13 protein-coding genes are annotated in these 12,843 nt (G+C 48.8%); all 13 read right to left on the bottom strand.

Features of this window, described 5'->3' with window-relative positions:
* Positions 1-30 precede the first annotated feature (30 nt).
* Positions 31-600, bottom strand: a complete 570-nt coding sequence (locus ACIRUQ_RS08880; RefSeq protein WP_055289495.1) for a glycerol-3-phosphate responsive antiterminator — start codon at positions 598-600, stop codon at positions 31-33.
* 93 nt (positions 601-693) lie between these two features.
* On the bottom strand, positions 694-2,178 hold the full coding sequence (locus ACIRUQ_RS08885; protein WP_055289493.1) for a HEAT repeat domain-containing protein: 1,485 nt from the start codon (positions 2,176-2,178) through the stop codon (positions 694-696).
* Positions 2,175-2,915, bottom strand: a complete 741-nt coding sequence (locus tag ACIRUQ_RS08890; RefSeq protein ID WP_055289491.1) for an N-acetylmuramoyl-L-alanine amidase family protein — start codon at positions 2,913-2,915, stop codon at positions 2,175-2,177. Before ACIRUQ_RS08890 ends, ACIRUQ_RS08885 begins: the two co-directional genes overlap by 4 nt.
* A 59-nt stretch (positions 2,916-2,974) precedes the next feature.
* Positions 2,975-4,261 carry a glutamate-1-semialdehyde 2,1-aminomutase gene (hemL, locus tag ACIRUQ_RS08895; RefSeq protein ID WP_252261317.1) on the bottom strand — a complete coding sequence of 429 codons (1,287 nt, stop codon included), beginning with the start codon at positions 4,259-4,261 and terminating at the stop codon, positions 2,975-2,977.
* A complete protein-coding gene (gene hemB / locus ACIRUQ_RS08900; RefSeq protein WP_055289612.1) occupies positions 4,261-5,238 on the bottom strand; it encodes a porphobilinogen synthase in 978 nt (325 codons plus the stop codon). The genes hemL and hemB overlap by 1 nt, the downstream gene beginning before the upstream one ends.
* Positions 5,239-5,285: 47 nt before the next feature.
* Positions 5,286-6,785, bottom strand: a complete 1,500-nt coding sequence (cobA, locus tag ACIRUQ_RS08905) for a uroporphyrinogen-III C-methyltransferase (protein ID WP_055289489.1) — start codon at positions 6,783-6,785, stop codon at positions 5,286-5,288.
* Entirely contained in the window at positions 6,786-7,682 is an 897-nt protein-coding gene (gene hemC, locus ACIRUQ_RS08910) for a hydroxymethylbilane synthase (RefSeq protein ID WP_044962783.1), read from the bottom strand.
* A gap of 16 nt (positions 7,683-7,698) precedes the next feature.
* A complete protein-coding gene (locus ACIRUQ_RS08915) occupies positions 7,699-8,274 on the bottom strand; it encodes a bifunctional precorrin-2 dehydrogenase/sirohydrochlorin ferrochelatase (protein ID WP_055289487.1) in 576 nt (191 codons plus the stop codon).
* Between the two features lie 4 nt (positions 8,275-8,278).
* Positions 8,279-8,968, bottom strand: a complete 690-nt coding sequence (locus ACIRUQ_RS08920) for a hypothetical protein (RefSeq protein WP_404856480.1) — start codon at positions 8,966-8,968, stop codon at positions 8,279-8,281.
* The gene (locus tag ACIRUQ_RS08925; RefSeq protein ID WP_404856481.1) at positions 8,890-9,525 is read right to left on the bottom strand and encodes a hypothetical protein; all 636 of its coding nucleotides are present in this window, start codon (positions 9,523-9,525) and stop codon (positions 8,890-8,892) included. The genes ACIRUQ_RS08920 and ACIRUQ_RS08925 overlap by 79 nt, the downstream gene beginning before the upstream one ends.
* Positions 9,522-10,175, bottom strand: coding sequence for a precorrin-8X methylmutase (locus ACIRUQ_RS08930; protein ID WP_055289483.1), 654 nt, complete (start codon positions 10,173-10,175; stop codon positions 9,522-9,524). Before ACIRUQ_RS08930 ends, ACIRUQ_RS08925 begins: the two co-directional genes overlap by 4 nt.
* A 52-nt stretch (positions 10,176-10,227) precedes the next feature.
* Positions 10,228-11,757 (bottom strand): cobyric acid synthase, encoded by a 1,530-nt coding sequence (locus tag ACIRUQ_RS08935; protein WP_055289481.1) that lies wholly within the window; start codon positions 11,755-11,757, stop codon positions 10,228-10,230.
* A gap of 4 nt (positions 11,758-11,761) precedes the next feature.
* Positions 11,762-12,805 carry a histidinol-phosphate transaminase gene (locus ACIRUQ_RS08940; protein WP_055289479.1) on the bottom strand — a complete coding sequence of 348 codons (1,044 nt, stop codon included), beginning with the start codon at positions 12,803-12,805 and terminating at the stop codon, positions 11,762-11,764.
* Positions 12,806-12,843: the final 38 nt, after the last annotated feature.

Genomic DNA, 12,843 nt, shown 5'->3' on the forward strand with positions numbered 1-12,843 from the left:
CAACTTAATCACATTTTTTTCTTCTGTAAATCACAGAAACCACAGTTCTTCTTTCGTCGTTGAAATCGACGCCGCACCTGCATCCAATGCAGCAATAATATCCTCTTTATCGGAAATCAGACCGCCTGCAATCACCGGAACGGACAGTGTTTCTGCCATCTGGCGGATAACCTTTGGCATAACACCGGGCATCAGTTCCACACAATCCGGACGAATCGCTTTTGTACATTTTTCCACATTCTCATAGGCTGCGGAATCAATAACAAAAAAACGGTGCACGGTGTATAGCCCAAGTTCTTTTCCACGGCGGATCTGTGGCTGTTTTGTGGAAATGATTCCATCCGCATTTGTTTCTTTTCGAATATAATCCACACTGATCTCACGACTGGAAAGTCCGTTCACCAGATCCATGTGTACAAATGCAAGTTTCCCTGCGGATTTAACACGATCTACGATTTCTGAAATGGTGCAGACATCTCCGAATAAAATAAATACGATGCTACTCTCGGACTGACAGCAGCGTGCCAGTCCCTCCCTGTCTCTTGCCGCTGCGATCACCGGACAATCTTCCAACTGTTCCTGAAATGAATTCTGAAGCATGCGTTTCTCCTGTCTTCTTCCCTCTGACTGATACTAATAGCGATTTGTGTCCGCTACCATCTGTAAAAATGGGGCATCACACTTCCGACATTTTTACTGACGTTTTTCAACAATAAATAAATAACTTCCGTTTTTCTCCTGAATGCAGAATTCCTGCGCCAGACGGAACTGTGGATGCAGACGCAGCTGCTTTTTCACCAGCCCCATCTCTCTGGAGAAAAAGATCATGCGGCCATCCTCTGTCAGTACCTCATCGGATTTTTCAAAAAATCTGCGGTACAACACATCCAGTTCCGGTTTTGTCAGATTGCCAGCCGGAAGATCTGTGACGATCTCGTCAAATTTATAGTCATGCACAAAATCAAAATAATCACGATTGATATAATTTATCTGCATTCCTGCAATTTTGCTGTTCACCCGTGCTTTTTCAACAGCCTCCCCGAAACTGTCAATGCCATAAGCATTTCGTGCCGGCACCAGAAACCGGCGCTCGATCAGTAATGTTCCTACACCGCAGAACGGATCCAGAATCTGTGCATGCTCCTTCAGATACGGTTTTGCCAGTGCCAGCAGTCCTGCTGCCATAGTTGGTTTCATGCTGGCTGCCACATAATATCTGCGGTAGTCAAACCGGTGATCCGGCAGAGTATACAGCTTAAGCAGCGGTACAAATCCACCCTCACGGTTCTGCAGCAGACGAATTTCAACTTCATAGTGGGAAGTAGAATTGATCAGCTTTCGTGCAAAAGCCTTCTCAATGGCTGCTGCTGTCTGTCTGGAAAAACTGCTCCGCTCCTCAAGAGCCATTCCGCCGGACACACCGATCCGAAAATAGAACGGTGCTTCTCCCTTATGTGTCTCTGCAAGGATCTGCAGCAGATCCGAACCTGCCAGCTGCGCTGCCAGGGTTTCCGGTTCAGAAGACAGGACATGTTTCTCTGTCTGTGTATGAATGACAAAAAGCAATTCCTGAAACGTACGGATCTTCATCGTATCTTCAAAATCAGATACTATGGTACGGACTCCGGATTTCAATATTTTTTTCTTCCCGGTCACTTGCTCTGCCAGCAGATCCCGAAATGCCGGCAATGTTAAAAGCAACACTTCACTGGAACGGTTCCATCCGTTAAACGTATGTTTTTTCACGCCTTTTTTCTGAAGGATCAGTTCCTGCAATGCATGCAGCTCTGCCTGGGTATGCTTCTTTTCCTCTTCCGGAGCATCATATTCTGCCAGTTCCTGCAGCCGCTCTTCCAGCTGAGGCAGATACTCGCTGCAGTCAATCGCAGAAAGTGCCTGCACATAAGCTTCCCGGACAAACAATTTGTCCTCTTCCTCATAAGCATCCATCAGCACATCCAACGCATCCTGACAATGTAATTCGCCGAGAATAGCTGCCGCATTTTTCCGCACCTTCGGGTCTTCATCCACCAGGCATTTCATAATTTCATCCAGACGGTTTCCGGTCATGGTGAGAAACACCTTTTTCTTTGCTTCATCTTTCAATTCTTTTTTCAGGGCAATCAGACTTGCTCTGCGGTCTGTCCCTTTTTTTATTTTTTCATAAAGTTCTCTCATCCATTTTCTCCCGTGTTTTGTGTTCCTGTATTGTTTTCTCCTGCCTGGATCGCTGTATCCACATCTGCCTTAAACTGCTGCCAGGCATCCTCATGCTCCACATAATACAGCGGGCAGAGTTTTCCGGTCACATCATAATGCCGGATCACTTGTTCTGACGTCAGTCCGAATTTGTTGCACAGCCATGCTGTCAGACGTATCACGGACTCATAGGTCTCCCGGTTAAAGGATCCGTCATCCTTTTCGTAACAACATTCAATAGACAGGGTATCACTGTTTCTGTCATTAGAAGCATAGGCAATCTCCGCCGTCGGTATGCACTGCACGATTTCACCTTCCAGACCAACGATAAAATGCGCACTGGCTTTTGTCGTATGTGTATCTTTCAGATTTTCAAAGTAGTTCCGGTTTGCGATCGCTGTTGCTCCCGGATTGGCTGTATAATGGATCACGATACCGTTTACCTGTGTCAGAGCCGTCCCCGGTCGTGAGTACGGATTGACTGTCAGCAGTTCCACATCCAGATCCGGCCGGCTGCCATCAATGGCAGAAAGTCCTGACATCTGCTGTGCCGCATTCTGCGTCTTCTGATGCTGTGCCACACCGAAAATCACAAGAAGAATCACGGTCAGCGTTCCCAATGCCATCCAGACCCTGGACAGATCATACCGCTTCTTTCTATTTTTTCGTTTCTTTTTCTTAGTTGTGCTTTTCTGTACCTTCTTCTGTACTGCCATCGTCTCTGACTTCCTTCATCTGCCAAACTTCGCTCTATGCCAAACGATATCCCGTTTTATCAGTTGTTTTTAAAATAATTACGTGCTGTCTCCAGTGTCTGTGCCAGTTGTTCCTGCGTATGTGCCGCAGAGATAAACATTGCCTCAAACTGCGCCGGAGCCAGGTAAATGCCATGATTCTGCATATAATTGCAATAATCCGCATATGCCTTTGTATCTGACGTCTTGGCAGTCTCATAATCATATACTTCCTGTGTAGTACAGAACATACTTCCCAGAGAACAGATATGGTTTACCTGATATCCTCTGCCGCTCTCATCCACGATTTTCTGCAGTTCTGCAAAGAAAGAATCGGCGGTTTTATTTAATTTTGTATATACTTCTGGATGTTCTTTTAAATAAGTCAGCTGTGCAATACCTGCTGCCATCGCCACCGGATTGCCGCTTAATGTTCCTGCCTGATACACAGCTCCCACCGGAGATACCATTTCCATGATTTCCCTGCGGCCACCGTAAGCACCTACCGGCATACCTGCACCGATGATTTTTCCAAAAGTGGTCAGATCCGGTGTCACACCAAAATGTCCCTGTGCTCCGTCTGCCTGCATACGGAATCCTGTAATTACTTCGTCAAAAATCAGCAGTGAACCATATTTGTCACAGATATCACGCAATCCCTGTAAAAATCCTGGTTTTGGTGGAACCGTACCCATATTTGCTCCCACCGGCTCCACAATGATCGCCGCAATCTGCTCACCATACCGGTCAAAACAGTCCTGCACGCTCTCCAGTGAGTTATAATCTGCTGTTACAGTATCCGCTGTGCAGCCGGCCGGAACGCCCAGAGAATCCGGAACACCTGCTGTCATGACACCAGATCCGGCTTTTACAAGCAACGCATCGGAATGTCCATGATAACAACCGTTAAATTTGATGATTTTGTCTCTGCGTGTAAATCCGCGAGCCACACGCACGGCACTCATCACAGCCTCCGTACCGGAGTTTACCATACGCACCATATCAATAGATGGAACCATACTGCAGACCAGCTTTGCCATATCTACTTCAATAGATGTCGCTGCACCGTAGCTTAATCCGCGTTTTGCATACTCCAGCACTGCATCCAGCACCAGCGGATGGTTATGTCCCAGGATCATCGGTCCCCAGGATCCGATAAAATCAATGTATTCGTTATCATCCTCATCCCACATCAGCGCTTTATCTGCTTTTTTGATAAAACGCGGTGTGGATCCGATCGATCCGAACGCACGGACCGGAGAATTAACGCCACCCGGAATATATTGTACGGCTTCTTTAAAAAGCGCTTCTGATTTTGTGATTGCCATTATCCGATTCTCCCTTCATCCATGCATTTTGCAAGTTCTTCTGCAAAATAGGTAATATAAATATCGGTGCCTGCGCGGAATGCAGATACTGCCATCTCACACATAATGGAAGTTTCATCGATGAAACCTGCTGCTGCAGTAGTTTTTACCATAGAATATTCTCCGCTGACACTGTACGCTGCCACCGGAATATCCGTCATATCCTTTACTTCACGGATCAGATCACCATAAGCCATGGCCGGTTTTACCATAACGATATCTGCTCCCTCCAGCACATCCTGATCTACTTCCTTTAACGCTTCTCTGCGGTTGTGATAATCCATCTGATACGTCTTACGGTCGCCAAATGCCGGTGCGGACTCTGCTGCATCACGGAACGGTCCGTAAAATGCAGAAGCAAATTTTGCAGAATATGCCATGATCGGTGTATTGATATATCCGTTTTTATCCAGAATCTCACGGATTGCACCGACTCTGCCGTCCATCATATCGGAAGGTGCCACCATATCTGCTCCCGCCTGTACCTGAGACAGCGCCGTCTTCTGCAACAGTTCCAATGTCTTATCATTGTCCACATCATGACCGCAGAGCACACCGCAGTGACCATGGGACGTATACTCGCACATGCACACATCACCGATCATATACAGATCCGGGAACAGTTCTTTTGCTTTGCGGAAGCCCTGCTGCACAATACCATCCTGTGCATACGCACCGCTTCCCAGCTCATCCTTGTGATCCGGGATTCCAAAAAGCATGACACCGCCGATCCCTGCTTTACTCAACTGCTCCAGTTTTTCCTCCATACGATCCACACTGTAACGGTACTGTCCCATCATGGATGGAATCTCTTCCTTAATATTTGTTCCTTCTACAATAAACATCGGATAGATCAGAGAAGATTTATCCATTCTGGTCTCCCGAACCATTTTTCTTAAATTTGCACTTGTCCGCAATCTGCGGGGACGATTGATCATTTCCACTTTTATTTCCTCCTCATGCTCGCCTGTCTGTCATTCCTGTCCTACTGTTCTTCTATTACTGAAACAATGGCATCCACAGTCGCTTCTGCTGCCACACAGACATTGGTAAATCCAGCCTTTTCTGCTGCTTCTTTTGTCTGTGCACCAATGCAGACAGCCTGCAGACGGCTGATGTCCGCATCTGCCATCATTTTTCTGAAACCACGTACCGTAGAAGCACTGGTAAATACAATCATTGCTTCTTCTTTTGTCAGATCCGGCAGTTCCACCACCGGTGATTCCTTCTCTATGGTATCATAAATCGGCAAATCTGCAATCGTAACTTTTTTCTGTGCCGTAATTTCCCCGATCAGAGCCTGACTACCAAGTCTTGCCCGTGGAATCAGGATCCGGTCACCGTCTTTGCAGTCCGCTCCGACACACTTTCCAAGATGCACCGCATCATAAATCTCCGGCATCAGATCTGCCATCAGTCCGTAGTTCTGCAGACGGCTGGCTGTGCCGGCTCCGATTACCGCAATCTTTCCGGCACAAAACCGGCGGATATCCATCTTTTTTTCCCGCAGCAGTGCAAAAAAGCAGTCTACTCCGGAAGGTGATGTAAATACGAGATACTGATAGCTCTCCAGCTCCTCCAGGGCAGCTCCCTGCTCCGGCAGTTCCTCTGCCCGATATGGTGCAATGGAAATCGTCGGCAGTTCCAGCACTTCCGCACCCAGGCTGCGCAGACGCTGTGAAATTTCTTCCTGACGTTCCCTCGGACGTGTCACAATGATCTTTTTGCCAGACAATGGCAGCTTTTCATACCATGCAAACTGATCCGCCAGTGCGCACACTTCTCCGATCACAATGATAGCCGGTGTCATCAGCGGATGTTCATGCAGTTCCTCCGGCAGTTTTTCCAGTGTGCTCACCAGCCTTGCCTGACGTGACGTGGTTCCCCGGCTCAGCAGTGCCGCCGGTGTATCTTTTGCTTTTCCGGCATGCATCAGTCCGTCACAGATATCCCCCAGGGCAGATACTCCCATTAAGAATACCAGTGTTCCCTCCAGTTTTGCCAGTGTGGCAAAATCCAGTTCCAGCGGTTCGTCTTTCTTTTTATGTCCTGTAATAATATGTACACTGGAAGCAAAATCCCGATGAGTAATCGGAATTCCGTTATATGCCGGCACTGCAATGGCAGATGTCACACCCGGAACCACCTCATATGGAATCCCATGCTCTGCCAGAAGGGTCAGTTCCTCCCCACCTCTGCCAAAAAGAAACGGATCCCCGCCTTTTAAACGCACGACCCGCTTTCCTTCCTGCGCCTTACGCAGTAACAGCCGGTTCATCTCCTCCTGTGGCATCGTATGATTGCCGGAACGCTTTCCCGCATCAATTTTTTCTGCTGTATCCGGCATCATCAGCAAAATGCTGTCACCCACCAACCGGTCATACACCACGACTTCTGCCTGTTCCAATACGCGTTTTGCTTTTACCGTCAGCAGTTCCGCATCTGACGGGCCGGCTCCTACCAGCCAGACTTTCCCCTGATTCATCTATTTTTCCTCCTGTTTCTGACATAATTCTTTCAGTCTGCGGGCCAGCATGATACCGAGATGTTCCGCCTCGGAAACCGGTGCTTCCTCTACCGCAGTCTCTGCTTTTCCACTGCACTCTTCATAATACAGTCCCCGCAATACTACGGTATCTCCTTTCACCACCGCATGCGCTGCAATAGGCGAGGAACAGCCTCCGTCCAGTTCCCGGATAAAGGCACGTTCACATACAGATGTCACATGGCTTTCCTCAGAACAGAAGCCACGCAGAAAACCGTAGTCTTCTCCTGCCCGGCCCTGCAGTGCCAGTACGCCCTGGCCGGCTGCCGGGATCATTTCCTCCACAGAAAAATACCGGCTGATACGTTGCTCCAACCCCAGCCGCTTCAGTCCGGCTGCTGCCAGAATCGTAGCCGCATACTCACCGGAATCTACTTTTGCCAGCCGTGTATACACATTTCCCCGGATCGGTGCAAAGGTTGCCTCTGGATACATGGCCTGAAACTGCAGCATTCTTCGGCGGCTGGAACAACCCACCGGTTTTGAAAAATCAAGTTCTGCGACTCCCTCCGGCAGTACCAGAACATCTCTTGGATCTTCCCGTTTGGAAAAACCGATCAATGGAAGTTCCTCCGGAATCTGCGCCGGCATATCTTTCAGGCTGTGCACGGACATATCACTGCGTCCATCCATCAAAGCCGCATCCAGTTCCTTTACAAACAACCCTTTTCCACCGATCTGATCCAAATTCCGATCCAGGATCCTGTCTCCGGTCGTTTTCATTGTCACAAGTTCCGGTGTATATTCCGGACAGTTTTCTTTTATATAATCCATCACCATCTCGCTTTGTACCACAGCCAGACGGCTCTCCCTGCTTCCTACTCGAATGTTTTTCATGTTCCTGACTCCTGCTTCACTGATTTTTTTCTTCACTGCCAGTTCTGCCTGCTGACATCTCTTTCCTCTGATATTCAGATTCTTTGCTGTCCTGCTTTTCAGCTCTGTCTATATTCCGGTTCTCAGTCCCCAGTGTTTCTCTGATTCTGGCACTGATCTCCCGTACGTTCCGGTGATCACTGTCATTTGATGTAACACCCACAACGATATTATCTTTCTCGATCAATGCCGGAAACCGGAAATCACACAACGTCTGATCGGATGCCACACTGACCCGGATACCATGCTTTTTACACTCCTCCCAGATGCTATGATCTGTCTCAGGACTATCCGTGGCGGCCAATACAATATCATAGCCAGTTGTCATACCCGGTGTAAATTTTTTCTGCTGCAGGCAGACATACTCCTGCCCATACTGCGCCTGCAGTGCCTGAAATTCTGCACGGATATCCGGTGCCACCACCGTAACCCTGGTTCCAAAACGCAGCAGTGCAGACGTCCTGCGCAATGCAATGATACCTGCACCCACCACCAGCACCCGATATTCCGAAATATCTACAAAAAATGGAAAATATCTCTGCTCCTTTTCCATCGGATCACTCCTTTTTCCACACCTGTCCCAGTGCATCCAGACACTCACGCATCACATCGCTGTCTGCATGATCCCGCACGCCAAACAGCATCTTCTGGAACACTTTTGCAGCTGTCTGCTCCACCGCATCGGCCAGCTGATGACAGACTTCCGGTGCAAACTGCATCTCATGAAAGGTTTTTCCCATCCGCCAGCTGACATCCTGTGCCGCCATCGTTCCCAGTTCCCGTATCTCCGGAATCATATCTTTACACTCATACCAGGATACAAATTCTGCGACTTCCTCTTCCACCAGTTCCTTTGCTGCTTCAATCGAAGCACTCTGCTCCTCTGATACGCCGGTTCCGGTCTGAAAATCATCGATGTTATAGACTTCCGTCTGCGGAAGTTTTCCGATACACGGATCAATATCCCGAGGAACGGCCAGATCGATCAGCGTCAGTGCACCTGTCAGATTCAGTTCCTGTATTTTTTCTTTTTCCAGTGTCAGATTCGGACTGGACGTTGCTGATACTACATACCGGCACTCAGGTATTTTCTCATAACGCTCTCCGTAATGGATCCGTGCACATCCTTCCGGTATCTGCACCTGGCCGCTGCGATACTGTCGCACCGTTACCGTAACAAAAGCCCCCGCTCCCGGAAGGCCCGGGCTGTCAGTCTGCCCATTTCGCCGTTTCCAATCACCAGACACTGTGTACCCCCGAAGGTATGCCCTTCCTGTTCCAACTGTGCAAGAGCTGCCGCAATCGCTGATGTATTCCCTCTCGGAATAGCTACCTGGGTCTTAATCTTCTTTCCAACAGTAACTGCCATGCGAAACAGCGTCTTTAATACGGTATCTGCCACATTACACAATCTTGCATATTCCAGTGCTTCCCGCACCTGTGTCAGAATCTGATCCTCCCCGATAATTCTGGATTTGAGTCCTCCGGTCAGCAAGAAGAGGTGACGTACTGCATCCTCCCCGCTCCGCCTGCAAAACAAATGCTGCAGTTCATCCTGCGCTGTCTGCGGGATCTCCCGGATATGACAGAAAATCCGGTACAGATCAATATCCTCTTCTTTTTGCAGGGATACATACAACTCTGTCCGGTTACAGGTGGACAGCAACACGCAGCCACCCACGCCCTGCTGCCGGATGACTGCCTCCATCAATTCCTTCTGCTTTGCTTTTGTCAGTGAAAACAGCTCACGTTCCGCAACGGTCGCCCTGCTGTGATCAATTCCCATCATCTGTATCTTTCTCATGGTTTCTTTGCACCTCTGCTACTGTCAAGATTATATAATAAGGCATTGCAGATGGCCGCTGCCACATTGCTTCCGCCTTTCCGGCCCCGTGCCACGATATAAGGCACATCCGTTTCCATGATTAATTCTTTTGCCTGCACCACATTCACAAAGCCTACCGGAACACCGATGATCAGCGCCGGTTTCAATTTTCCTTCTATGATCAGTTCATGCAGCCGGATCAATGCTGTCGGTGCATTTCCCACTGCGAAGATCAACGGTCCATTCAGATTTGCCGCCTTGTCAATACTTGCCGCTGCTCTCGTACAGCCTTTCTCTTTTGCGATTGCTGCCACATCTTCATCTGAGATAAAATTATATGCCTGGCCACCCAGATTCTCCAGCGCCCGCTTATTGATCCCGGACCATGCCATTTTCGTATCCGTGATAATGGAGGCTCCCTGTTTCAGTGCATCTGTGGCACGCTCCAGTGCATCCTCTGAAAAAGCCAGTGTCTGCGCATAATCGAAATCCGCACTGGTATGAATCACTCTCTTTATAATATGTGCCTTATCTGCCGGCAGGGAAATCCCCATCTCTGCCAGCTCCTGTCCGATAATCTCCATACTCCGTTTCTCTATGTCCATTGGTTTTACATGTTCAAACTCCATGTTTTTCTCTCCTGCCTGTATCTATTTCAATCCGATTTGTCATTGTATCGATTTATACGCCTGCTTCCACGATCCGGTAGATTGCTTCCATATCCAGATACTGGCGCAGGATCGCTGCCATCTTGTCATATTGCTGTTCCTTATAGGCCGCATAATCAATCTGTGCCAGTCCTTCCGGATCAATCCCCTTGCGCTCTGCCAGTGCACGCACTACCGCATTTACCACATCCATGCTATCAAAAATGCCATGGACATAGGTACCATAGACATTTTCTCCCATGGCACCCTCAGATTTTCGCTCACAAACTGCAGGTTCTCCCTGCTGCCGGTTCGTATCATGAATCTCCGTCAATGTATCTGTACCCTCTTTTCCGATACTCTGTCCCATGTGAATTTCATATCCGCTAAAAGCCACACCGGAAAGTGCCTGTAAAATGCCATGCACACTGCTAAAAGTTCCATCCACCCGGGTTCTCGTTTTCTCTTCTGTGAAAACCGTGCGCATCGGAAGCAGTCCCATGCCACGCATGCTGCCGCCTTCTTCCACTCCGTGCGGATCCTCCAGATATTCACCAAGCATCTGATAACCGCCGCAGATGCCGAAAACCGGACAGCCGGAAGCATGTGCTTTGAGCACAGACGCTTCCACACCTGACTGACGCATCCAGGCCAGATCATGCATGGTATTCTTGGTACCCGGTATCAGAATGAGATCCGGATGGCCCAGCTGTGCCGCACGGGATATATAACGCACGGATACACCCGGAATACTTTCAAAAATATTGAAATCCGTAAAATTGGAAATCCGTGGAAGCCGGATCACTGCCAGATCAATCTGACCAATCTCCTTATGATCACTCATGCGTTCACTGAGGCTGTCCTCATCTTCCACATCAATGTCCATGTACGGTGCCACACCTACCACAGGCTTGCTGCAAAGCTGCTCCAGCATCTCGATTCCCGGATCCAGAATGCTCTTATCTCCCCGGAATTTATTGATCACCAGTCCTTTGACCAGCCGTTTTTCCTCTTCCTCCAGCAACATCATCGTGCCCGCCAGCTGTGCAAACACACCACCACGGTCGATATCTCCTACCAGAAGTACCGGTGCATTCGCCATCTTTGCCATTCCCATATTGACGATATCATCATTTTTCAGATTAATCTCCGCCGGGGAGCCAGCTCCCTCCAGCACAATGATATCTGCCTGTTCTTCCAGGGCATGATACGCCTTCATAATATCCGGCACCAGCTGTTTTTTATATTTGAAATAGTCCCGTGCACTCATGGTAGAGAGTACCTCTCCATTGACGATCACCTGGGAACCAGTATCATTCGTCGGTTTTAATAAAATCGGATTCATGAGAACGGATGGCTCGATTCCTGCCGCCTCCGCCTGCATGACCTGTGCGCGTCCCATCTCCAAACCTTCTCTGGTAATAAAGGAATTCAGCGCCATATTCTGTGACTTAAAGGGTGCCACACGATACCCATCCTGCTTAAATATTCTGCACAGTCCTGCCGCCAGCAGGCTCTTGCCTGCATTTGACATGGTTCCCTGTACCATAATCGATTTTGCCATCCTGTTAACCCTCTCTCTGCTCCAATTCCTGCAATGCCTGCAAAAATGCCCGGTTATCTGCTTCTCCCCGCACTGCGATCCGGTAAAAACCTTCTGTCAGTCCATCATAATTGCCACAGTTGCGTACCATAAATCCGGCACGATACATCCGTGTATCAAATCCCGGTGCTGCCCGGAAAAAAATATAGTTTGCCGCCGAACCGTATACTTTCGCCCCCGCTGCCTCCAGGCCTGCAAGCAGTAGTTTTTTCTGTTCGGTGATCATCTGTCTGCTCACCGCCACAAATTCCTGTTCTCTTGCAGCCGCGATTCCCGCAGCCTGAGCCGGAACCGATACATTCCAGGGCTGGGTCACCTGTTCCATCCGACGGATCAGCTCCGTGTCACTGCAGATACCATACCCGAGCCGCAATCCGGCCATGCCATACATTTTTGTAAATGCCCGCAGCACAAACAGCTTCGGATTCTCTTTTACCCGCGGCAGCAGTGTATGCACACTGCCCTCTTCCAGAAAATCATGAAAACATTCATCCAGCAGCAGACAGGTGTCTGTTTTCTGACAATAGTCTGCCACCTGTTCCAGTACCTCCCGGTCAATCAGTTGTCCGGTGGGATTATTCGGATTGCACAGGCATACCATATCCGTATCCATCGGAATTTCATTCACAAAACGCTTCTGAAGACAGAATGCCTCATCTTCCTTTAAAAGGATCTCACTTATCTGGCATCCCACACTCTCCAGTGCCTGCCGGTACTCATAAAAAGAAGGAATCGGGAGCAGTGCTTTTTGCGGCTTTAATGCCAGCATCAGAGAAAAAATCACATCCGCTGCCCCATTTCCGCAGAAAATCCATTCTGCAGGAACATTTTCTTTTTTTGCAATGGCCGCTTTCAGTTTCTCACACTGTGGATCCGGATAGCAGACCGATGCATCAATAGCATCCTTTGCGGCCTGACGGACGGACTCCGGCATCCCCCGGAAATTAATATTTGCAGAATAATCCACCACTCCCTGATTGCGGTAAATATCTCCACCATGCTTATGCATTGGTCACACCTCTTTCTATTTCATCTGTGTTGTTTTTC

This window comes from Eubacterium ramulus (assembly GCF_045002895.1).
Classification (GTDB): Bacteria; Bacillota; Clostridia; order Lachnospirales; family Lachnospiraceae; genus Eubacterium_I; species Eubacterium_I ramulus.

What these genes read in the sequence shown, in the direction of transcription:
- ACIRUQ_RS08940 (WP_055289479.1), bottom strand. Translation starts at nt 12,805, where the DNA reads ATGCATAAGCATGGTGGAGATATTTACCGCAATCAGGGAGTGGTGGAT.
- hemC (WP_044962783.1), bottom strand. Translation starts at nt 7,682, where the DNA reads ATGAAAAACATTCGAGTAGGAAGCAGGGAGAGCCGTCTGGCTGTGGTA.
- ACIRUQ_RS08880 (WP_055289495.1), bottom strand. Translation starts at nt 600, where the DNA reads ATGCTTCAGAATTCATTTCAGGAACAGTTGGAAGATTGTCCGGTGATC.
- ACIRUQ_RS08915 (WP_055289487.1), bottom strand. Translation starts at nt 8,274, where the DNA reads ATGGAAAAGGAGCAGAGATATTTTCCATTTTTTGTAGATATTTCGGAA.
- hemB (WP_055289612.1), bottom strand. Translation starts at nt 5,238, where the DNA reads ATGATCAATCGTCCCCGCAGATTGCGGACAAGTGCAAATTTAAGAAAA.
- ACIRUQ_RS08890 (WP_055289491.1), bottom strand. Translation starts at nt 2,915, where the DNA reads ATGGCAGTACAGAAGAAGGTACAGAAAAGCACAACTAAGAAAAAGAAA.
- ACIRUQ_RS08935 (WP_055289481.1), bottom strand. Translation starts at nt 11,757, where the DNA reads ATGGCAAAATCGATTATGGTACAGGGAACCATGTCAAATGCAGGCAAG.
- ACIRUQ_RS08930 (WP_055289483.1), bottom strand. Translation starts at nt 10,175, where the DNA reads ATGGAGTTTGAACATGTAAAACCAATGGACATAGAGAAACGGAGTATG.
- ACIRUQ_RS08885 (WP_055289493.1), bottom strand. Translation starts at nt 2,178, where the DNA reads ATGAGAGAACTTTATGAAAAAATAAAAAAAGGGACAGACCGCAGAGCA.
- cobA (WP_055289489.1), bottom strand. Translation starts at nt 6,785, where the DNA reads ATGAATCAGGGGAAAGTCTGGCTGGTAGGAGCCGGCCCGTCAGATGCG.
- ACIRUQ_RS08925 (WP_404856481.1), bottom strand. Translation starts at nt 9,525, where the DNA reads ATGAGAAAGATACAGATGATGGGAATTGATCACAGCAGGGCGACCGTT.
- hemL (WP_252261317.1), bottom strand. Translation starts at nt 4,261, where the DNA reads ATGGCAATCACAAAATCAGAAGCGCTTTTTAAAGAAGCCGTACAATAT.